This window comes from Pseudomonas sp. TWP3-2 (assembly GCF_049897765.1).
Lineage (GTDB): Bacteria > Pseudomonadota > Gammaproteobacteria > Pseudomonadales > Pseudomonadaceae > Aquipseudomonas.
The window spans coordinates 105,436-126,673 of the sequence record NZ_JAFCWW010000006.1 but is presented as its reverse complement, the minus strand read 5'-3'; the positions used below and the strand labels follow the sequence as shown (position 1 = coordinate 126,673).

General features: G+C 59.0%; 16 protein-coding genes. 1 reads left to right on the top strand and 15 read right to left on the bottom strand.

Translation table 11 applies throughout. The features are described from left to right. Window positions 1-56 precede the first annotated feature (56 nt). Complete coding sequence (locus ACP7EE_RS11505) at window positions 57-944, top strand: LysR substrate-binding domain-containing protein (RefSeq protein WP_426234595.1); 888 nt, start codon at window positions 57-59, stop codon at window positions 942-944. A gap of 14 nt (window positions 945-958) precedes the next feature. Here ACP7EE_RS11505 and ACP7EE_RS11500 read toward each other — a convergent pair whose 3' ends face one another. From ACP7EE_RS11500 to ACP7EE_RS11430, 15 genes are all read right to left on the bottom strand, one after another. Then, on the bottom strand, window positions 959-1,324 hold the full coding sequence (locus tag ACP7EE_RS11500) for a response regulator transcription factor (protein ID WP_426201358.1): 366 nt from the start codon (window positions 1,322-1,324) through the stop codon (window positions 959-961). Between the two features lie 24 nt (window positions 1,325-1,348). Continuing rightward, entirely contained in the window at window positions 1,349-2,791 is a 1,443-nt protein-coding gene (locus tag ACP7EE_RS11495; RefSeq protein ID WP_420650258.1) for an ATPase domain-containing protein, read from the bottom strand. Between the two features lie 123 nt (window positions 2,792-2,914). Then, a complete protein-coding gene (locus ACP7EE_RS11490; RefSeq protein WP_426234594.1) occupies window positions 2,915-4,420 on the bottom strand; it encodes a PAS domain-containing sensor histidine kinase in 1,506 nt (501 codons plus the stop codon). Next, window positions 4,410-5,231, bottom strand: coding sequence for an alpha/beta fold hydrolase (locus ACP7EE_RS11485; RefSeq protein WP_426234593.1), 822 nt, complete (start codon window positions 5,229-5,231; stop codon window positions 4,410-4,412). Before ACP7EE_RS11485 ends, ACP7EE_RS11490 begins: the two co-directional genes overlap by 11 nt. A gap of 83 nt (window positions 5,232-5,314) precedes the next feature. Then, window positions 5,315-6,100, bottom strand: a complete 786-nt coding sequence (locus ACP7EE_RS11480; RefSeq protein ID WP_426234592.1) for an EAL domain-containing protein — start codon at window positions 6,098-6,100, stop codon at window positions 5,315-5,317. Window positions 6,101-6,292: 192 nt separating this feature from the next. Continuing rightward, window positions 6,293-7,498, bottom strand: coding sequence for an EAL domain-containing response regulator (locus ACP7EE_RS11475; RefSeq protein WP_426234591.1), 1,206 nt, complete (start codon window positions 7,496-7,498; stop codon window positions 6,293-6,295). Between the two features lie 115 nt (window positions 7,499-7,613). Next, on the bottom strand, window positions 7,614-9,941 hold the full coding sequence (locus ACP7EE_RS11470) for an autotransporter outer membrane beta-barrel domain-containing protein (protein ID WP_426234590.1): 2,328 nt from the start codon (window positions 9,939-9,941) through the stop codon (window positions 7,614-7,616). Between the two features lie 206 nt (window positions 9,942-10,147). Beyond that, window positions 10,148-13,786, bottom strand: coding sequence for a transporter substrate-binding domain-containing protein (locus ACP7EE_RS11465; RefSeq protein WP_426234589.1), 3,639 nt, complete (start codon window positions 13,784-13,786; stop codon window positions 10,148-10,150). Continuing rightward, window positions 13,787-14,413, bottom strand: coding sequence for a response regulator (locus ACP7EE_RS11460; protein ID WP_420650251.1), 627 nt, complete (start codon window positions 14,411-14,413; stop codon window positions 13,787-13,789). 42 nt (window positions 14,414-14,455) lie between these two features. Next, window positions 14,456-15,643 (bottom strand): EAL domain-containing response regulator, encoded by a 1,188-nt coding sequence (locus tag ACP7EE_RS11455; RefSeq protein ID WP_426234588.1) that lies wholly within the window; start codon window positions 15,641-15,643, stop codon window positions 14,456-14,458. 117 nt (window positions 15,644-15,760) lie between these two features. After that, window positions 15,761-16,780, bottom strand: a complete 1,020-nt coding sequence (locus ACP7EE_RS11450) for a fimbrial protein (RefSeq protein WP_426234587.1) — start codon at window positions 16,778-16,780, stop codon at window positions 15,761-15,763. Then, entirely contained in the window at window positions 16,777-17,514 is a 738-nt protein-coding gene (locus ACP7EE_RS11445) for a fimbrial biogenesis chaperone (protein ID WP_426234586.1), read from the bottom strand. Before ACP7EE_RS11445 ends, ACP7EE_RS11450 begins: the two co-directional genes overlap by 4 nt. A gap of 47 nt (window positions 17,515-17,561) precedes the next feature. Next, the gene (locus tag ACP7EE_RS11440) at window positions 17,562-20,006 is read right to left on the bottom strand and encodes a fimbria/pilus outer membrane usher protein (RefSeq protein ID WP_426234585.1); all 2,445 of its coding nucleotides are present in this window, start codon (window positions 20,004-20,006) and stop codon (window positions 17,562-17,564) included. An 85-nt stretch (window positions 20,007-20,091) separates the two neighbouring features. Further along, on the bottom strand, window positions 20,092-20,625 hold the full coding sequence (locus ACP7EE_RS11435) for a fimbrial protein (RefSeq protein ID WP_261735259.1): 534 nt from the start codon (window positions 20,623-20,625) through the stop codon (window positions 20,092-20,094). Window positions 20,626-20,914: 289 nt separating this feature from the next. Further along, the gene (locus ACP7EE_RS11430) at window positions 20,915-21,235 is read right to left on the bottom strand and encodes an ArsR/SmtB family transcription factor (RefSeq protein WP_426234584.1); all 321 of its coding nucleotides are present in this window, start codon (window positions 21,233-21,235) and stop codon (window positions 20,915-20,917) included. Window positions 21,236-21,238: the final 3 nt, after the last annotated feature.

Below are 21,238 nucleotides of genomic sequence, written 5' to 3'. Positions count from 1 at the left end.
CAATTCCAGCAAAAAAATCAATATATATTTCTCAGAAACACAATTAATATTTGTGAATGATCAAAGAACTGAAGACACTCATCGCGGTTGCACGCGAAGGCACTTTCGCCGCTGCGGGTAATAAAATCGGCCTGACGCAGGCCGCCGTCAGCGCGCAGATCCAGCGCCTGGAGGCCGAACTCGGCTTTGAGATATTTGACCGCAAGGGCCGCACTGCCCATCTCAATCGAATGGGTCATCAGATACTTCTGCAAGCTCAGGAGCTGTTGCGCCTTTACGAGAATCTGGGGTCGAGCACGGTCGGATTGCCGGCGAGCGTGCTCGTCAATGTCGGGGCCATCGCGTCTGTGCAGCGCTCGTTTCTGCCGGATGCGCTCGCCAGATTTCACCAGCAAAGTCCGCAGTGCAGGACACGGGTCGTCCCCGGTCTGTCGATGGAGTTAGTCAATCTGGTGGATGCCGGCGAGATCGACATGGCTGCGATCATCCGTCCGCCCTTCTCGCTGCACAGCGATTTGCGCTGGACCACGCTGGCGCTTGAGCCTTATCGCCTGCTCGTACCGCAGGACCTGCCAGGAGAAGACTGGGTCGAATTGCTTTCGAGTCAGCCGTTCGTTCGCTACGACCGGTCGTCATTTGGTGGCAGGCAGGTCGATCGTTTCCTGCGGCAGATGCACTTCAACTTGCGCGAGGTTTGCGAGCTGGATGAGCTGGAAGCGATCGTCAAACTGGTGGAGAACGGCGTCGGCGTGGCGCTGGTACCGCAGACCGCAACGCTCGAACAATTGCCGGAGGGCGTACGCGCGCTGGATCTGGGGCAGCACACATTTCATCGTGATATCGGGCTGATCCACCGGTCTCGGCAAAGCCTCACAGAACCGGTGCGCTTGCTGGCCGCGCTGATCATCGAGCATGCGCTGGGCAAGTCTGGACAACCCGAATAGTCAGTGAGGCTGGATCAGCTGCCAGCCCGCAGAAGGCTTCTGACCTCGGCAATCACCACGTCAATGTTGAATGGCTTATCCAGCACCGCGTCGAACAGGTCCGAGCGCTGCATGCCGATATGCGCTTGCGCGCCGCTGACCAGAATGATCGGCAGATGATTGACGGAGGGCTGTGCGCGGACGGCTTTGGCAAACTCGAGGCCGTCCATCACCGGCATCATGAAGTCAGTAATGATCAGTGCGGGGCGTTCGCGGTCCAGCACTTCAAGTCCCTTCTGGCCATTACTCGCTTTCACGACCATGTACCCCTCGTCTTCCAGTGCATAGCCGAGAATATCAGCGATCAAATACTCGTCGTCGACGACCAGGATAGTGGTCATGTCAATTTAACCCGAATCAAAGACTTAGGATGTTGAACCAGGCAGCGCTGAATGAGTGGGAACTGGCGGTTCATTACTTGAAGCCTTTTTCAGATCAACGTCTTGGTCACGGATAACCACCTCGAAGAGTGAGGGGTCATAAGAGCTATCTCTAACTTTAAGAATGGAAACGGTCCTGCTTAGTTCAGAGCGATTCTCGAAGAAGCGCATGAGCATCAGGTTGTCGACAATGCTCGACAGGTCAGAGTTCGGTGCGCTGATCTCGGAACCGAACATGCCGCGCATTTCCCATGAAGCAAAGACTGTCACTCCGCGGGAGCGCAATTCGTTCATCAGCGCGCTGTAAAAGTCAGTGATGCGTGCCGGATTGGTCGAAACCCGGGTCATGCCGCTCAAGCTATCGATGAACAGACGCTTGATGCCCTTCTCTTCAACAATGCTCAGCAGGCGCGCGCCCAATCCATCCAGCAGTCCTTCGGTGGTCGGCTGCCAGACAATGCTCAAGGCACCGCTGCGCTCCATGCTCTTGATATCGATCCCCAACGACTCGCCCTTCAGACGCAAGCGTTGTGGGCTCTCATAGAAACCGAAGTGCAGGCCCGGTTCCTCGACCGTCGACTCGGACAGGAATTTGAGCCCCAGCGTCGTCTTGCCGATCCCGGAAGGCCCCATGACCAGCGTTACGCTGGAACTGTACAGGCCGCCGCCCAAAATCTGGTCCAGTGCAGGAATGCCGCTGCCAATCCGGGTCATGTCGGCGCTGTCGGCCGATGACGGATGGCTGTAGAGGCTCTCCAGACGCGGATAGACCACCAGCCCCTGATCGGTGATTTCGCACTCGTGCAACCCGGTCAGGGCACCGCTGCCGCGGGTCTTGCGCATCTGAATGCGGCGTACCGAGCGTGTGCCGAACAGCTCTTCACCCATTTCGATGACGCCATCGACCATGGTGTGTTCAGGGCTGCCGTCGTCCAGTCGCGAACTGGTGAGAAACAGCACCGTGCAACCGGCAAACGCGGCATGCCCTTGCAGTTCGGAGATGAATTTCTTGGTGTCGATCGGTGAGTCGGCCTTCGACCGTGCGTTGAGCAAGCCGTCGACCACCATCACTGTGGCTTTCTGACGGCTGATCTCGCGGCGCAGCAACTTGACGACCTCATCAAGCCCTTCGTTTTCCAGCGTATCGAACGCGCTGACGAACTGGATTTCAGCGCCAACCCTGGCCGCATCGAAGAAGCTCAATGTCGACAGGAACTGAAACAGCCGGTCGTGGGATTCGGCCAGCAGCGTGGCGACCAGCACCCGGCCGCCATTGCTTGCATGGTGAAATCCAAGTTGATTGGCGAGGATGGTTTTGCCAGACCCCGGACGCCCCTGAATGATATAGGAGGCACCTGCGACAAACCCTCCCTTGAGCAGAGCATCCAGACCTTCGATTCCGCTCTGAAGGCGATTTAGCTTTTCCACAATGCGACCCTGATCTGAAAAACACGCTGTTTAACCAATGGAATGGATGCTAACGCCATTTCCACGCCGGGGCTATCGCCACTTCCAAAGGAAGGCAGAAAAAATAAACTGCCGATGACCAAGTCAGATCAGCGGAAAAACACCTTTGAAGGTCGTCCCTTCTTCTGCCGTCGATGTCACTGCAACCGTACCGCCGTGGGCCTTGACGATTTCGCTGACGATGAACAATCCCAGACCCACGCTGCGCGTGCCCTGCGGGAGATTCACGCCGCGGGTCATCGGACTGAAGACATTGGCGATGAACTGCTCGGGAATCGGCGTCCCCCAGTTGTGTACCGCCAATTCAAAACAGTCGTGGGTCACTACGGTGGAGACGGTTATCGGGCGGTCAACTGCACCGTACGCGACCGCGTTGGAAATCAGATTGCCGGCCAGCTGGGACAGTCGGTCGGCATCGGCAATGCACGCACCCTCGCCATGACTGATGTGGACGAGCTCGCGTGCCGGATAAACGATGCGCAGTTGCTCGACGGTCCCGCCGATCAACCTGTGCAGGTCGACAGGCCCGGTGGTTACGCCGATACCGCGCCCGATCCGCGCCTGGGTGAAGTCCAGCAGATCATTGATCAACCTGCGCGCACGCTGCGCGGCGTCTTGCGCATGAGAAACGAATTTCTGCTGCTTTGGCGTAAGCCCCTGGCGCTCGAGCATTTCCGCCGCCATCGAGATCACCGACAGCGGATTGCGCAGGTCATGGCTGACAATCCCGACCATCTGTTCGGCGAACAACGCGCGGTCTTCGGCAGCTCGAGTGACATCGGTGATGTCGTGGAGAATGCCGACAAACTGCACGAGCCGGTCATCCGGATCAAACGCCGCGCGCCCGGTCGAAAGTACGGTGCGCTGCACGCCGTCAATGCCATTCAAGCGGTAGATGCATCGATACTCCTGGGCGACAGATCCGAGTGCCGCAGCAAACAGATCGACCTCCTTGTGCAGATCCTTGGGCTCGATGCAGCTTGAGTATTCGGCAGCGCTGACCGTCTGACTCGACGCATAACCCAACAACTGCGCGACGCTGTCGTCGTAGCGGCGCTCACGGGTCACCGGATCGACATCCCATACGTGCATCTGCGCCGATTCCAGCGCAACGCGCAGCCTTGCATCAGCGACCGAGAGGTCGCGTTGCAGCGCCAGGTGCGCGGCCAGCGAGTCCTCGGCCTGGCGCTTGGAGATCAACACTTCCTGCTCGAACCGATGACGTTCGATCACCACGAACGCCGACACTTCGTCGAAGGTGCCAGTCGGGTGTTCGCGCCTGACGACGTTGAGGATCATCGGCAGGGTCTTGCCGTCCTGCGCCTTGAACTCAAGTTTGACCTCGGAAATCGAACCCTGCATCTGCAACAGCGGCATCCAGTGAGTCTGATGAAAAATCCGCCCGCCGATATTCAGCAGTTCCTGCAACTTGCGCCGCCCCACCAGTTGCTCGCGGGCATATCCGAGCCAGCCGCAAAACGTGGCATTGGCTCTGAGGATCAGGCCGGTCTTGTCAGTGATGATCAGTGCGCAGGTCGCGTGCTCGAAAAGTGCTTCGGCGTCCGGCAGCTGGACAGGATCAACCGGCATTGACGATGCGATCCTGAACGCTTGCGAGGAAGCTTCGGATCGCATCGATGCAAAGGTCTGGCGCACTCAGGTGCGGGCAATGACCGACGTTGTCGATCACGTCCAGTCGACTGTGCGGGATCACCCGATGCAGGTATTCGCCGACCTCGACGGGCGCGATGATGTCTTCGTTGGACTGAAGGATCAGCGCTGGCGCGTCCAGCTTCGCCACGTCGCTGCGATTGTCCGAGAGGAACGTCACGCGGGCGAAACGCCGGGCGATTTCCGGGTCGGTCTGACAGAAGCTATTGGTCAGTTCCGCGCCAAGTTCAGGCTGCTCAGGCGCGCCCATGATCGCCGGCGCCATCGCACTCGACCAACCGAGATAATTGCTTTCCAGGGTTTCCAGCAGCGATTCGATGTCCTCCCGACTGAATCCACCAAAGTAATCGCCGTCATTTATATACGACGGCGACGGCCCCACCATCACGTGGGCGCCGATCAGCCCCGGGCGCATATTGGCGGCAAGCACGCCGGCCATCGCACTCACCGAGTGGCCGACAAAAATCACCGGGGCGTCCGCGCATTCCTCGATGATCTCGATGATGTCTTGCGCATAGCCTTTGAGGGACGAATAGCGCGCGACGTCATAGGCCGCAAGATCCGATTTGCCACAGCCGACAATGTCGAACAGCACGGTTTGATAGCCTTCGCTGAAGGCAGGCTCTACCAGCCGCCACATATTCTGGTCGCAGCCAAAACCGTGGGCGAATACCAGCGTCGCCGGCCCCGAACCTCGAACACGGACGTTGTTGCGAACCTGGACGGACAAATGAAGCTCCTGCATGAAAGGAAGTTGCTGGCACACAGGCGCGCTGCGCGAATAAAACTCGGACATGCCTGGCGATGATTAATTCATTCCGAGAGCGATGGCCAGGCATTGTCCGGTATCTCGGCCAAAGACTTGAACGCAGGTTTGGCGAACCAGAATCCCTGCATCAGATAAATACCGCAGTCGGCGAGGAAGTCGCGCTCCTCGGGCAGCTCGATGCCTTCGGCGATCACCTCGACGCCCAACTCCATGCACATATTCACCACACTGCGCACGATCACCTGGCGTACACGATCAAGGTGGACATCGCGGATCAGCGCCATGTCGAGTTTGATCAGGTCCGGCTGAAAATCCGCCAGCAGATTCAAGCCTGAATAGCCTGCGCCGAAGTCGTCAATGGCGGTCTTGAAGCCAAACTCACGGTACTCGCGCAGAATGTTCGTCAAATGTTTGTTGCTTTCTACGTGTTCACTTTCAACCGCCTCGAAGATCAACCGATCCAGTGGGAAGTTGTGCGTGCGCGCGGCTTCAAGGGTGCTGCGAATACACAGCTCCGGGCGGTAAACCGCGTTGGGCAGAAAGTTGATCGACAAGTGCTGCGTCATGCCAAGCTGCGCCGCGGTGGATATCGCGCGCACCCGACATAGCTGATCGAACCGGTATCGATTCTGGTCGTCGATCTGACTGAGCACCGTCAAGGCGCCTTCGCCATTCGGCCCTCTGACCAGCGCCTCATGGGCGAAAACCGTTCGATCACGCAGATCGACGATCGGTTGATAGGCAAAGGAAAAATCCAGATCGGATCCGCCGCTACGCTTGCATCCCTGACAGCCACTGGGTGGCGGGAATAGTTCTGAAAAATCTGTCATGACGCCCTCGCCCAAATAATGTGCCACCTTCCATGGCGTGACTCTTGAGACTGCTTGCATGGATTATTGACCGTAGACTCCGGACAGCAAGCGGACGTTCTGTATTTTTCACATACAACCCGTCAGCCGCGTGTCGCTGGAGCAATCAGCCGTGTGCAAGGTTATCGGCCGGCGCGGCGCGATTGTGAGGGGTCAGGCGTTCTGAGCAGCGTTTGCTCGGGGCAACCATTTCAGCAGATCTTCAGCGGCCATGGGTCGGGCGTACCAGTAGCCCTGCCCTTGCGTGCAGCCGAGCGCGCGCAATTGCTGACACTGCGCTTCGGTTTCGATGCCTTCGATGACCACTGACATGCCGAGGGTTTCGCCCAACGCCAGGGTGCTGCCGATGACCGCCAGGCAGCGCGGTTCGTGTTCCAGCGTGCGGACGAATTCGGCGTCCAGTTTGATTTCGTTGAACGGCAGTTGACACAGGCGTTGCAGTGAAGAAAATCCGGCGCCGAAGTCGTCGATCGACAGCCTGCAGCCCATCATGCGCAGGCGCACCAGACTTTCCAGACTGATGGTCGGCGCCTCCAGCAGCCCACTCTCTGTCACCTCGAACGTCACTGCGCTTCCCGCAGCGCCATGACGTGTCAGCAACTGGCGGATGTTGCTCGCCAGTTCAGGGTTGGCCAATTGCGCAGCATGCAGGTTGAACGCCATGTTCAACGCGAAGCCTTGATGCCTGGCTTGCGCCTGTACGTGCAGCGCTTGATCCATTTGCGCATACAACCACTGATCCATCAGGCCACAGCGCTCAAGCGTCGGCAGAAACGCCGCCGGAGAAATCACGCCCTTGCAGGGATCCAGCCAACGCGCAAGCACTTCGACACCACACACATCGCCGGTTTGCAGGTTGAACTTGGGCTGGTAAAACGCTTTGAATTGCTGCGTGGCGAGCGCCCGGCGTACGTCTGATTCACTGGCCGGGTCCGTTGCCACGGCGGCTGGCGATGCCGGCACCGGGCAGGCGTTCAACTGTTTATTCAACAGTTTGCCCAACGCCTCGGCGTGCAAGGGTTTACCGACGTCGCCAAGAAACTCCAGCCCCAGCAGCGAAACGATCTGCCGCACCGCGCGGCGTAAATCCGCCGACAACGAGCTGCTGATGATGATCGAGCGCACTTGCCCGCTCGCTCCAATGCGCTGGATGAACTCCAGACCGTCCATGCCCTCCATCTGCAAATCGCACAGCGCGATATCGACCGGGCCTGAAGTCTCCAGCAGCGCCAACGCCTGCGCGCCATCGACCGCCTCCAGCACTTCACTGCAGCCCAGATGCTTGAGCATGCTCACCGCCACGGAGCGCTGGAACGTGTGATCCTCAAGAACCAGTACGCGAAGTGGAAGGCAGGGCATGGTAGTCAACTCCTCTGTTGTTCAGGACAGTGTCCGGCATTCAAGCGCCAATCTATTCAGGAAAATGCCGCGATGCTTGTACGAAATGTCCCAAGCATCCGCGACGTTTCCAGCCTTACCAGAGGTAGCGATAGCCCACGCTGACACCCCACGGTTGTTCGATGGAGTTGCCCTTGGCGTATTCGGCATCGATGGAAATCTTGCTCTTTTCGCTGACTTGCAGCACACCGCCAAAACCCAACTCGACACGATTGCCCGGCACTTCAGCATCCAGTTTGTTGCCGTTGACGCTGACTTTGCTGCTGCCAGCGTGTTCGGTAACGTAAGAGGCTTTCACGTAGGGCTTGGCCTTCATGCCGTTGCTCAGTTCCATGCTGCGGCCGAACAACGAACCGACGCGGCTTTGCAGGGAATCCATGTCGTCGGACTTGACCTTCAGGCCATTGCTCGCGGTGTAGCTCGCGCCCTGAGTACGGGTTGCGGTCAGTTCCACTTGCGGCTCGACGAACCAGCCGTTGCCCAGTTTGATCTGTTTGCCGACCTCGACAGTCGCGCCCACGCCGTTGGTTTTATACGATCCCTTGACCGACTCTCCAAGGTTGCTTGGCATCTTGATGTCGTTGTCGAAACGGCTGTACTTCAAAACGCTGTCGACGTAGATGCCGTTGTCGTGCAGATAGGTGGCGTAAACGCCGAACATCTTGCTGTCGATTTTGCCGGACGCACCTTCACCGAACTCCAGGTCCGACTGAGCGGTACCCACCATGCCACCGACGTAGACCTTGCCGCTGTTCAGCGCGAAAGCCTTGTCCGCACCGATCTCTACGCCGGAAATGTCTTGGGTATAGGCACGACTGGATTGCTCGCTGATATCGAAGCGCTTGCTGATGGCACGCGTCCAGACGCCACCGTCATCCTTGCCCATGCGCAATTCGCCCATGCGTTTGACCAACGCATTCATCTGCGCACTCCAGAGACTGGCGCTGGCGGTGTGCGCGGCCACGGCGGCGTTGGCGCCCTTGGACAGGTTTTCCGGGGCCGGATTGACCGGGCGAACCGGGGTTACCGGGTCTACGGGTTTGCCTGGATCAACAGGGTTTACGGGATCGACCGGGTTTACTGGGTTTACCGGGTTTACCGGGTTTACCGGGTTTACCGGATCCACCGGGTTTACCGGGTTTACCGGATCCACCGGGTTAACCGGGTTTACCGGGTTTACCGGATCCACCGGGTTAACCGGGTTAACCGGGTTTACCGGATCCACCGGGTTGACCGGGTCGACTGGATTCACCGGATCAACCGGCGTCACTGGAGTCGTTCCGCCACTCGCCAGTACCCAGTCATTGCCTTCCTGCTGCAATGTGTAGCGGAACGCGCCCGCGTCGACATGCCCGCCGTACAGACCGAACTTCGCGTTACCGCCGTTGGTGTCGACCAGCAGCAAACGCCCGTCAGACGTAGTCGGTTCATGGCCCGAGTCGCCCACGATCAAAGTGTGGTCGCCATTCGCCAGGCCGGCCCCCTCAACCACCAGCAAATCATCATGGGCGGTGGCGATGTCAGTGTTCATCGAGATGCTGCCGCTGCCGGACAATGCATTGACGGTAAACGTCTTGAACGTACCATCGGTGCTCGGCATGAACGCCAGACGGCCGCCGTTGAGGGTCAGCGAATCGACCGTCTTCACGCCGTTTTCCATCACATTGACCGTGCCGCCCGCCTCTGCCACCAGGCCGTTAGCCTGGGCGCCGCTGTACAGGTTGACCTGGCCGCCGTTGCTGACGGTACTGCTGTTGGCAGTGCCGGTGTCTCTTACGTTTTGCACGCCACCGTCGATCAAGGTACCGGTTGCCACCGCACCGCCCAGGATACCGCGCTCGATGTTCTGCACACCACCGGTGTGCACCACGGTCCTATCGGCCATGCCTAGGCTGTGCAGGGTCTGCACCCCGCCGTCATTGATAACCGTATCGACAGCTACGCCATCAAACGAAACAGCTTGCACGCCGCCAGCGTTAATCTCAGTGCCAATGGCGCGGCTATGGCCGAATTTATTGAGTGCTTCCACAGTCTGCATACCACCATTCAAAACGGTGCCGCTAGAGATACCCCCCATCCTCAAATCCTGTCTGCCGCCAGCGTTGACGATAGAGCGATTGGACGTACCGCCTTGCACCGTTTGAAGACCATTGACCGTGGCATCACTCGACACGCCATTCAGGAATACAACCTGAGTGCCGGTCACCTCGATCAGGCTATTGTTCGCCGTACCGTTAGTGCCGATGGTCTGCTGCCCTCCCGTCACGGTTTCGCCGTCAACGACCGCGCCGTTGTTGACCGTCGAAGTAAACGCCTGCGCCTGCATCGGCTGCAGCATGAAGATGGCCATCGCCAGTGGCGACAGAACCAGAATCGAAGATTTTTTCGGGTGAAGGGTCGTCATGTTCAGTACCTCAGTCTTACCGCCGATCCGGCGATGCAAATGCCCATGGCATAAGGCTGAGCAGCATCTGACGGGAGGCCAGTGGCTCAGTTGAGGTACCTAATTTAGAGATCAGAGCGGAGGAAAAGAGTAGGAAAATTCCCTACATTTGTAGGAATTTTCCCACGCCAATCAGCGGTCACGCGTTAACAGGAAAAACCACTCGATCAAGCCAGATGGATCTCCAATTGCCCGGCCAGCCGCTCCATGGCCTGCTGCAAGTTGTCGACCGCCTCGGTCAGCGCTGGGGCATCCATGCCCTCGCTGGCGACTTCCAACGCTTCGCAGGCCTCAATCAACGCCTGCGCCTTGATGATTCGCGCACCACCTTTTACCCGGTGCGCCAGATCGGCCAGGCCGGGCAAGTCGTTGTGACTGAACAAGCGGATCAGCTTGGCCATGTCGTCATCGTTGCTGGTCGCCAGATCGGCCAGCAGGCTTTTGATGGAGGCCTGATCGCCGCGAGTCAGTTGCTCGAGGCTGCTCAGGTCTATGTCGCCCGGGCCGGGCGCCGCCGGCATGTCGTCTGGTTCTGCGCGAGGCTGCGGTGTGACCGAAGCCAGCCGTGCGTTGAGACTTTCAAGGCTGATCGGTTTGAACAGGCAGTCGTCCATGCCGGCTTCGGCGCAGCGCTGCTTCTCTTCAATCTGCGCATTCGCCGTGAAGCCGAGCACCAGACTGCGCGACAAGCCGCGTGCGGCCTCCTCGTCACGAATCGCCCTGACCAGTTCATAGCCGTTCATGATCGGCATGTTGCAGTCGGTAATCACCACGTCGAAGTGCTCATTGCGCCACGCGCGCAGACCATGGGCACCGTCCTCGGCATCCGTGACCCGGTGACCGAGATAACTCAGTTGCTGCGACAGCAGCAGACGATTGGCCGGGTAGTCATCGATCACCAAAATATTCAACGCGCGACTGACTTCAACCGGTTCTACCTCGGCCACCGGCACATGAGCCAGTGGTTCAAGCAACGGCAAATCCAGCCGCACTTCAATCTGCGTGCCCTGCCCCGGCGTGCTGTGCAGCACCAAGGTGCCGCCCATCATTTCGCACAGTGTGCGGCTGATCACCAGGCCCAGCCCGGAGCCGCCACGCGACGTCTGTCCGTGATTGCCAGCCTGGGTGAACGGGCTGAACAGCCGCTGCTGATCCTCCAGCGAAATACCGCGGCCACTGTCCTCGACCCGCACACACAGCGCTAACCGCTCCGGCCCGCCATTCGTATCGACTTGCACGCTCAGGCGCACATGCCCGGTGTCGGTGAATTTGATTGCGTTGCTCACCAGATTCGACAGGATCTGCTTGAAGCGCAGCGGGTCGACCAGCACTTCAACATTGCTCAGCGCATCGAGATTGAGCTGCAAGCGCAGCTGCTTTTGCCGTGCGAGGCCGTCAAAAATACGCGCTACCGATTCGATCTGTTCACGCAGATTGGCGCGCTCCGGGGCCAGTGACAGACGCCCGGATTCAATCCGCGCGATGTCGAGAATGTCGCCGATCAGATCGAGCAAACCGCGCGCGGCACCGGAGGCGACTTCGATGGCGAAACGATCCAGAACGCCTTGATCGGCTTTTTTCATCGCCAATTCGAGCATGCCGATCACCGCGTTCATCGGCGTGCGGATTTCGTGGCTCATGGTCGCCAGGAACGTGGTTTTCGCCCGGTTGGCGTCGTCGGCGCCCTCCTTCGCTTCCTGCAATTGCTGCAACAGCTGCTGACGTTCGCTGACGTCGATCCATCCGGCAATCATGCCGCTCACCGCACCGTCACTGCCGCGATACGGCAGCATCCAGTGGTAGATCGTCAGTACTCGCCCCTGCGCCAACGTCAGCCGGCGATCCTGAATACGCGGCAGACCTTCGTCCATGACCTGCAAATAATCCTCGTGATAGGCGCGCGCCTCATCAGCGTCATTGAGCACGCCTTCAGTCACGGTTTTGCCGATCACCGCGTCGCGCTCGACGCCGAACACTTTCAGGTAACCGCTGTTGCAGGTCATCAAACGACCATTGCGGTCGCGCACGTAAATCGGGTGCGGCGTGCCGTCGATCAACACGCGCATGAACTCCATCTGATCATTCAGCGCGGCTTCGGCCTGCCGGCGTTTGCGGATCAGCAAACGCAAATAGGCAATCCAGCCCAGCGCCACCAGCAACAACACGCCCGCCACCACGAAGCCCTGAATGATCGCACTGCGGTTGCGCAGCCAATAGCTGTCATCGATGACGATCTCGCTGCGCCAGCGATTGGTCAGCTCGTCCATTTCCTCCGGGGGGATGCTCAGCAAAGCCTTGTCGAGAATCGAATAGAGTTCCAGCGCGCCACGATTGGTCGCAAACGCGATGCGCGCCGGCAAGGTGCCGACGGTGCTGGTGACTTGCAGGCGATTGCGGTACTGGCGGGAGATCATGTAACGCGCGCTGATCAAAGAGTTGATCGCGCCGTCGGCGTCACCGCGCTCGACCATGGCCATGGCGTCGACGGCGTTGTCCGCTGGCAGCAGTTGCACCCGAGGATAATGCTCGATCAGATATTCACGCAGCACGTTGCCGCGAATCAACGCCAGGCGTTTGCCGGCCATCTGGTCCAGGGTTTGCGGCCGATCAGCGCCAACCGGCGTGACCAGTACAAACGGATTGGTCAGGTACGGCCGGGTGAAGCGCAGCTCGTTTTCGCGCTCCACACTCGGGGTGAACGCGGCCAGCATGTCAGCTTCGCCATCGGTCACCCGGTCGATCAGGTCATGCACCGAGTCAGCGCGCTGCAAATCGAATTTCAGGCCGGTGCGCAGGCTGATCTTCGCCAGCACGTCGGCGCTGATGCCGCGAAAGTTACCGTCGTCGTCGATGAACGTCAGCGGCAGAAAGTTTTCGTTGATCGCGACTTTTATCCGCGGGTGCTGATTCAGCCAGCGCTGCTCACTGACGCTGAAGTGCAATACCTTGCGCCCTGGCATTGTCGCGCCACCGGCATTCCAGCGGCGCAGAATCGTCATGCGTTCGTCGACCGGAATAGCCTTCAGCGCCACGTTGAGAATTCGCAGCAGACGCGCGTTGTCCCGAGCCACGGCGAACGCAAACGGCTGCACTTCCATGCGCGAGAAATCGCTGAGCTGGACGTTGTTCAGGTAGTTCTTGCTGATCAGGTAATTGGAGCTGATCGAGTCGCCGAGATAGACGTCAGCCTGACCGAACGCCACGGCGCCGATTGCGCTCAGGGTCGATGGATAGAGCTGCACCGTGGCTTTGGGGTAAAACGCCTTGACCGTGTCCGGCGGCAGATAGTGATAGAGCATGGCCACACGCTTGCCGGCCAGGTCTGCCGGCAGGTTCTGGCTATCACCGACGCGGGTCACCAGCGTTGGTTGATCGTCGGCATAAGCATCGGACATCGCCAGCTGCGGATCGCTGGCCTCAAAACCGTTGGCGGTGCCAAGCAGGTCGATCTCACCGTTCTTCAGCGCGGTGAGCACTTCGGCGCGCGACGCATAACGCCGCACCTCGACTTTGATGTGCAACAGTTGCGAGACCAACTGCGCGTAATCCGCCGTCAGGCCTTCGTAATCGTTGCTGTTGCCGGTGATGCCGAACGGCGAGTAATCGGGCGCTGATGCACCGAGCAGCAAGCTGCGTTTGTGCCGCAGCCACTGCCAGTCTGCTTCATCAAGAGAGACTGAATACTCGTCCACCGTCGAACGGCCGAGCACTTGCAAGGCATCGGGTTCGGCAGCCGCTGCGCTGAACACGCCGAAGGTGCCGAGCAGCCAGACAATGGCCAGGCATTTTTTGACGGAAATATTCATCTAGACCAAGTGATTGCGTTTGGCGAAATCAGCGAGGTAGACCACCGATTTGACGTTGAGCTTTTCGATCAGGCGCGTCTTGTAGGTGCTGACAGTCTTGTTGCTGAGCAGCATCGCCTCGCCGATCTCCTTGTTGCTCAGACCATTGGCCAACTGTTGCAGGATAGTCAGCTCGCGGTCGGACAAGGTCTGAATCAGGTCCAGCTCCGTGGCCTCGACATCGCTGCGCCGTACCGAACTGCCAGCCAGATTGGGAAAGAAGGTGTAGCCATCCATGACCGCTTTGATGGCTTTGATCAGCTCGTTGATGTCGTTGGTCTTGGAGATGAATCCGGCCGCACCGGCCTTCATGCAACGCATCGAATAGAACTGCGCCGATTGCGAAGTCAGCACCAGAATCTTCGACGACAGGCCCAGCCCGCTGATCCGCGAAATCACTTCGAGGCCGTCCAGTTTGGGCATGCCGATGTCGAGCACGATCAGATCCGGGGCGTGCTCGCGGGCCATTTGCACCGCATCGGCGCCATTATCCGCTTCAGCCACCACGTCGAAGTTTTCTTGCTTGAGCAGCATTTTGACCGAAGAGCGAATGAACGGATGATCGTCCACAACCATCGCTTTAAACATAAAAACCTCTGTCGACATGTTTTCGCGAGCGCGCCAGGTTTTTTACCGTACGTCTGCGGTTTTATCCAGCCATTGCAGCAGCGCATGGCCATTCATGGGCCTTTCCAGATAAAACCCCTGGCCGGTTTCGCAACCCAGCTCCAGCAGTCGGTCGCGCATGCGCGGGCTGCTGATGCCTTCTATCAAGAGGCTCATGCCCAATGCCCGCACCAGCGCCTGGGTGCTGACGACCATCGCGCGGTCAGCCGGCCGATCCAGTCGCTGAACAAAGCGGCCATCGAGCTTGATCTGGTTGAACGGTAGCTGGCAAAGCCATTTCAGCGAGGAAAATCCCACGCCGAAATCATCGATCGCCAGACCACAGCCAAGCAATCGCAGGCGCAACAGGTTTTCCTGGGTCTGCGGCGGGCAATCGAGCAAGCCGTTTTCCGCCAGCTCGAACACCAGCGTCGAGCCTTTGAACCCATGGCGTTCCAGCGTGCGCTTGATGTCTTCGATCAAACAATCGCCCGCCAACTGCGAAGCATGCAGGTTGAACGCCAGCGTCAGGTTCACATTGCGACGACGCAGAATCTGCAACAGGCTCAAGCCCTGTTCGAGCAATTGCAGGAACATCTGGTCGATCAGGTCATACGCGAGCACAGCGGCGAGAAAATCGCACGGCAACAGCACACCACGCGCCGGGTGTTCCCAGCGCACCAGAGCTTCCACCGCCACCACACTACCGCTGCGCAGATCAAACTGCGGCTGAAACCAGCCACGAAACTCGCCGAGGGCCAAGCCACGGCGCACATCGTTTTCACTGGGCAGCTCGCGGGGTGGCAACGGTGCATGACGTGGAAGCGGTGTGAAGGTGAATCCGTGCAGGACGCGATGCAATGCGCGCAACTGGATCGGATGGCTCAGCACACCAAGTAGCCGCAACCCGGCGAGCGAGCTCAACTGACCCAGCGTGCGCTGTAACTCCGGTTGCAATTCGCCGCACAGCACCACCGAACGGACCATTGCGCCCTGGCTGGCACGGGTCAGGAATTCCAGGCAGTCCAGCCCTCGATCACCGAGATCACAGAACACCACATCGACTTTGCCCAGCAAATGCAGTTGCAGCATGGCGTGTTCGCCATCGCTGGCTTGCAGCACATCCCGCGCACCGAGTCGCTGCAGCATCCTGACCAGCACGCTGCGCGCGAAACCCTGATTTTCCAGCACCAACACTCGTGGGAAGGCCATCGTCTTTCCGTCGCTCAATCGACCCGTGATAGCGCATAGTGGCGAGCATGCGTGATGCCCAGCGAAGGATTCATCCGAGCGTCTTGTAGGAAAATTCCCACGGACACCATCAAAGAGTCAGTAGTAAATCACCTGCACCACCATGATCGCTTCGAACGGCCCGACCTTGGGGTCACCCAGCGAAACAACCGAGGCACTGAAAGGCACATCAATATGGCTGACGTCCGCCGGAAAATTCGCCAGCGGGAATGGCTCATTGATCGGCACCAGGTTGTTGTGCGCGTCCCTGACCTGAATACCGAACTGGCTGTCAGCGGCAGGCAAGACGTTGTACTCACCCTGCTGACTGGCCGTAACGAAGGTCGCGCCGATGTTGATCGCGCTGCTGCATTTCTTCTCCAGCGCCAGGCTGAACGGCTTGGTCGGATTCGGCGGCGAAAACCCGGTGGCGGTTTTCTGGATCACGCCGAAGTCGACGATGCCCGGCTCCGGGGTCACGGTGACATCGACCGTACACGCGGTGCCGACAATGTTCTGCAAGCCGCTCAGTTGAAAGCGGAAGTTGCCGAACGGGTTGCTCGGGCCGCCGTTGAGTCCGTACAGGCCGTCAAACTGAAACACGTCGTAGGTGTCCTGTGACGGACGCTGCAACGGTAGCAACCCGCGTTTACGAATCACCACCTGGAACGCGATGCTCGGGGTCACACGCGAACAGGCCAACATATCGGCATCATTGTTGGCGTTAGGGCAGCCCGGCGCGATCACGCCGGTATTCACGCCTTGAGTCGGATTGGCGCTCCAGTCACCGTCCCACGACGTGACCTGCCGGTACACCAGACCGAATTCAATGCCCCATGGCGTGGCGTCGAGGCCGGCCGGGTTGCCGTAGAAATAGATCGGATCGTTTTCCTGATAATGAATGTCGTGCACCTTCCAGCAATCGGCGGGCACCACATGGGTTTTCGAGCGCCAGATGATCGTGCCGTCGGGCACGGTGTCAGGCACCGAGACCGGGCCGATGTATTCGCTCAGGTAATTGCCGCCGTCCGCCGATTTGCACACCAGCGCCCACGACGCCTGAGAAAACGCCAACAACAACGCGACAACGCCCAGCCTGAGCAACGCACGGCATGTCATGGCTTCACGGCCTTGCAGACATTGGCTGCGCAGGTGAACAGCGAGTCGGTCTGACCGCCGAAGTCGTTCATGTTCGACACCCGCAGTTCGCTGAAACCGGTATTGCTCAGGGCAATCCGCGCGCCGCTGAAGGGCGCAATCATGATGGTGTCCATGGGCATTTTGGTCTTGTCAGGCCCCGTGAGCAGCCCGACCACGGTGATGTGAAACGGCGAAGGGTTGTCCACCAGCAACTGCTTGCCGACCGGATCGATTTTCAGGCTCATGCGCAACGCCAGATCTTCACCGCGCTCACGCTTGGCCGCCGCCGGGCGGTAGAACAACTTGATCTTCGATTGCAGGGCAATCTGCATCGAGTTCACCGCTTCGGTCTTCGGTGGAATCTCGCGCACGTTGAGATAGAACACCGACTCCCGATCGGCGGGCAATGCCACATCCGGCAGCTTGACGATGCGCAGCACGCTGCTTTCGTTAGGCTCGATGCGCTGCAAGGGCGGCAGCACCATGAACGGTGAACTGACCTTTTTGCTGTTCTGGTCTTCGATCCACGACTGCACCACAAAGGGCAATTGCGGGTTCTTGTTGCTGAGGGTGACGCTCACCGACGGCGCACTTTCTTCAAAAATCACTCGCGTGCGATCCGGCACCACGGCCGCGTTGGCGAGCAGCGGGACACACAACCCGACCAGCAGGCTCAGGCGATTGAATAAAGGCTGGATCTTGAAAACTGACATAAGGGTTCTCCACAAAATCAAGGAACAGGCATCCATCGATGCCCGGATTACAGGCACCGCACGGGCTTGGCGACATTGCTCAGCACGTCTTCGTCGGGTAACGCGGCAAGCGCACAGCTTTTCGAGTCGTCCCAGCGCGCAACCAGTTGCGCGCCACTTTTGGCGCCGAGCAGATAGGTCACGCCCGCCTCGCCGACGATGGCGACTTCCTTGTTCGTATCCTTGTCCTGAACCGATGCGCCGAACGGCACCGGCTGACCATTGGCCTGAGTCAACGCTACGAGCGCGTTGTGGCCCTGGCCGGTGGCGAAGTTGACGTAGCCGATTGCGCCCTCGGTCAAGGCCAGGCGCTGGATCGGGTTGGTCACTTCGGTATTGAGCGGCAACTTTTCCATGTTGACCCGCGCCTCATAGGCCTGAAACGACGGCAGGCCATCCATCACCGCGTAGCCGTCCTTGTTGGTCCGCGCCTGGCCGGTGAACGCCACATCCGGCACGCCGTCGGTGGACACCAGCAGCCGGGTGTCGCCGTTGGAACCGTTGCCATGGGCCGACACGCCATAACGGGTCACGACCAGCGAGCTGTCGAGTTCGCCGGTCAGCGAGCGATAGGTGCTGCCATCGGTGGTCGCGGAGGCGTTGGCGCGATACGTCGAGGCACGTTTGCCGACGTAGGCATTCACGTATTTGTTGTCGCCCACGCCGCCATACAGTTGGTAATTCACGCCCTGCCCATCGTCGTGGCTGTAGCCGACGTTGGCCGATGACCCACCGGAACCGGAGCGCTGGACGTTACTCGACAACATCGAATTGCCGCCCAACGGGATGCTCACCCCGAGGTAGATCTGCGAGTCGTTACGCTGCGCATTCTGGGTCTGGTACGCGGACAGATTGACGTTGATGTTCTTGACGTTGCCCACGGAAAAACTTCGCGCCAGCGACAGGCCGAAACGGTCGGATGGGGCCGCGTCCCAATAGGTCGAGTGATCGTAGGAAAAACTCGTCGACAGCCAGCCGAAATGCTTGGCCAGCGTCACCGAATAGCGCTGCTTGCCCGAGTTCAGGGCATAGGAATCGGGGTCGCCGACGAATTGCGAGAAGTTGGTAAAGGTCCGGTCGGAAAAACGGTATCCGAGGAAGCGCAGATCGGTGCCAATGCCATCGAAGTGCTTGGAATAATTGATGCGGTACGAGTTGCCCACCGCCGTCTCGCCAGTCCAGCGCAACTTGGCGCGCGAGGTGGTGATATCGGCAGAGAGCGCACCGAAAACGCCGAGGTCTTTGCCGACGCCGAACGCGTTTGACAGGTAATCGCTGGCCACCAGCACACCGCCGTAAACCGTCCAGTCGTGGGGCAAGCCATAAGCCATTTCCGAGGCGACGAACCCGGGTTCTGTGCCGCCACTGCCGGTCAGCCGTGGCTGTCCCGCCGAGACCTTGTAACGCAACTCGCCTTCGCGCGACAGAAACGGCACCGCCGCCGTGGACACCGTGAAGGTCTGCTCGCTGCCGTCCTCCTCGCGCACGGTCACGTCGAGCGTGCCTTGAACGCTGCTGTTCAGATCCTGAATGCTGAACGCGCCCGGCGTCACGGTGGTCGAGTACAACACCCGGCCCTGTTGCGAAACCGTAACCGTCGCGTTGGTGCGCGCCAGGCCGCTGATCAACGGCGCATAGCCGCGCAGGTTGGGCGGCAACATCCGATCGTCACTGCTCAGGGTCGCGCCGCGTAGCGCGAAAGTGTCGAACACGTCGGAGTTCAAATAGTCTTCGCCGACCGACAATTTCGAACGAATCGCCGGCAGTGCGCGATAGGCGTACAGACGATTGAGCTGAAACGCCTTGTCGTCGAAACCGCGATTCTGCTCACCGGAATTGTGCTGGGCTTGATAGTCGGCACGCACCCGCCAGGCATCAATGTTCAGCCCGGCGGTACCGTAACTCTGCAACGAACGCGAGTCGCCCGAAGCGGCAGTGGACTGGCGATCGTTGGCGATCAAGCGGTAATCCAGCAAAGCGCCATCGAGCCCGTCACTCCAGGCCGCCGGGGGAATGTAATTGGGATCGTCGTATTCAAACGACGCCTGCGGCAGGCTGATCGACAGACGACCGAGGTTTTTCAGGTATTTGATCGTGGCGTTGTCGATGGCACGCAACTCCACGCACTGGCCTGCGGCGAGGCGCGGCAAGTTTTTGAACAAGTCCGGTTTAAGGCCAAACTTGGCCACCAGTTCTTCGTCCAGGCACGCGTAACCTTCCTGCGGGTTGTCGCCAGGTTTGAATTCGATGGAGCGAGTGCCGAAATAACGTTGATTAACCACGATGTCCAACAAGTAGTTGCCCGGCACTGTGTATTGCGCATGGGTGAACTGGCCGAGGCTGATATCGTCATTTTGATCAATGTTCAGAAACTCGGTATTGAATTCCAGCGCAGCGGAATAACGCGCGCAGGAGATCAATACGCAAGACACCAATAGTTTGCGGCAGTACACGGGAAGTACCCTTTAATCAGCAGTGCAACGAACAAGAAAAAAGGGGCTTTCGCCCCTTTTCCTTACAACACTCGATACGGGCGTATCAGTTGTAAGCCACGGTGAAGTTGGCAACACTGTCTGCTTCACCGGTGGTCACGGTCGCGGCGGTGGCTTCGTACATGGCCGCAAAAGTGACGGTGTTGTTGCCGTTTTGCAGAACAACCGGCGCAACTTGCTCCTTGCCGTTGTCGAGCATTTCGCCGGCACTGGCCTGCAGACGGATGCCGACGTTTTGCGCCAGACCGGTGGTGGCGAACAGCGCCGGAACCGCAGGATCCTGCACGCCGCTGAAAGTGAAGCGGGCGTTTTTCTGGGTGGCGGTATCGCAGTCGGTCAGGATGATGTCGAACTTGGTCGGCGTAGAACGATCACCGATCGCCTTGAACTGGTTCGACGGCACTTGGCCCAGAGACACGGTCTGGTCCAGCGAGCTGGCGTCGATACCGCAAGCGCCGGAAACGATTTCACCGATGAAACGCACAGTCCCCGGGTTGCCGCTCGCCGGCGTGGCGGCGTTGGCGAAGGAAGCAAGGCCCATGACAACAGTAGCGGCGGTAACAGCGACAATCTTTTTCATTTAATCCATCTCTTGGGATAATTATTTATCAGGCCCAGCGATCGACTTGCAGACTACTGATTGCCGGAAATCCAACTTCCCCTCAGGAAAATCCAGAACTTCTGAAAAACTGCGGCGCCCCCTTTCATATGCTCGACAGTAGTTGAGAAGTTATGCGGCAATAATAATCATGCAAGTCGTATCGCTCTGCTCCGGGGAAAATAATGCGCGTTACCCAAGACTGGAAATGTAAGTTCTTTCCGCCCGATTTGTAGGATTTTTCCGGCGGAATAAATCAGCGCGTCGGCATTCAGAGATTTACTTCAAGGTCTGCCAGCAAACCCGCCATGGCGGCAGCTACTTGTTCCTCGTTACGCTGGTAATAAGTCCACTTGCCAACTTTGGTGGCTTTCACCAGGCCAACGTCGCCAAGGGCTTTAAGACACAAAGAGGTCGCGGGTTGCGCCAGCCCGGCCTTGTCCTGAATCAAACTGGCGCAGACGCCATAGACGCTGAAATCGTAGAGCTGCTCGTAGCCAGCGAACGATGTATGCGGGTCTTTCAGCCAAGTCAGCACCGTGCGCCTGACCGGGCTTGCCAGGACTTTGAGCATCTCGTTCAGATCGGTCATGTG

What these genes read in the sequence shown, in the direction of transcription:
- ACP7EE_RS11505 (WP_426234595.1), top strand. Translation starts at nt 57, where the DNA reads ATGATCAAAGAACTGAAGACACTCATCGCGGTTGCACGCGAAGGCACT.
- ACP7EE_RS11500 (WP_426201358.1), bottom strand. Translation starts at nt 1,324, where the DNA reads ATGACCACTATCCTGGTCGTCGACGACGAGTATTTGATCGCTGATATT.
- ACP7EE_RS11490 (WP_426234594.1), bottom strand. Translation starts at nt 4,420, where the DNA reads ATGCCGGTTGATCCTGTCCAGCTGCCGGACGCCGAAGCACTTTTCGAG.
- ACP7EE_RS11480 (WP_426234592.1), bottom strand. Translation starts at nt 6,100, where the DNA reads ATGACAGATTTTTCAGAACTATTCCCGCCACCCAGTGGCTGTCAGGGA.
- ACP7EE_RS11475 (WP_426234591.1), bottom strand. Translation starts at nt 7,498, where the DNA reads ATGCCCTGCCTTCCACTTCGCGTACTGGTTCTTGAGGATCACACGTTC.
- ACP7EE_RS11470 (WP_426234590.1), bottom strand. Translation starts at nt 9,941, where the DNA reads ATGACGACCCTTCACCCGAAAAAATCTTCGATTCTGGTTCTGTCGCCA.
- ACP7EE_RS11465 (WP_426234589.1), bottom strand. Translation starts at nt 13,786, where the DNA reads ATGAATATTTCCGTCAAAAAATGCCTGGCCATTGTCTGGCTGCTCGGC.
- ACP7EE_RS11460 (WP_420650251.1), bottom strand. Translation starts at nt 14,413, where the DNA reads ATGTTTAAAGCGATGGTTGTGGACGATCATCCGTTCATTCGCTCTTCG.
- ACP7EE_RS11455 (WP_426234588.1), bottom strand. Translation starts at nt 15,643, where the DNA reads ATGGCCTTCCCACGAGTGTTGGTGCTGGAAAATCAGGGTTTCGCGCGC.
- ACP7EE_RS11450 (WP_426234587.1), bottom strand. Translation starts at nt 16,780, where the DNA reads ATGACATGCCGTGCGTTGCTCAGGCTGGGCGTTGTCGCGTTGTTGTTG.
- ACP7EE_RS11445 (WP_426234586.1), bottom strand. Translation starts at nt 17,514, where the DNA reads ATGTCAGTTTTCAAGATCCAGCCTTTATTCAATCGCCTGAGCCTGCTG.
- ACP7EE_RS11435 (WP_261735259.1), bottom strand. Translation starts at nt 20,625, where the DNA reads ATGAAAAAGATTGTCGCTGTTACCGCCGCTACTGTTGTCATGGGCCTT.
- ACP7EE_RS11430 (WP_426234584.1), bottom strand. Translation starts at nt 21,235, where the DNA reads ATGACCGATCTGAACGAGATGCTCAAAGTCCTGGCAAGCCCGGTCAGG.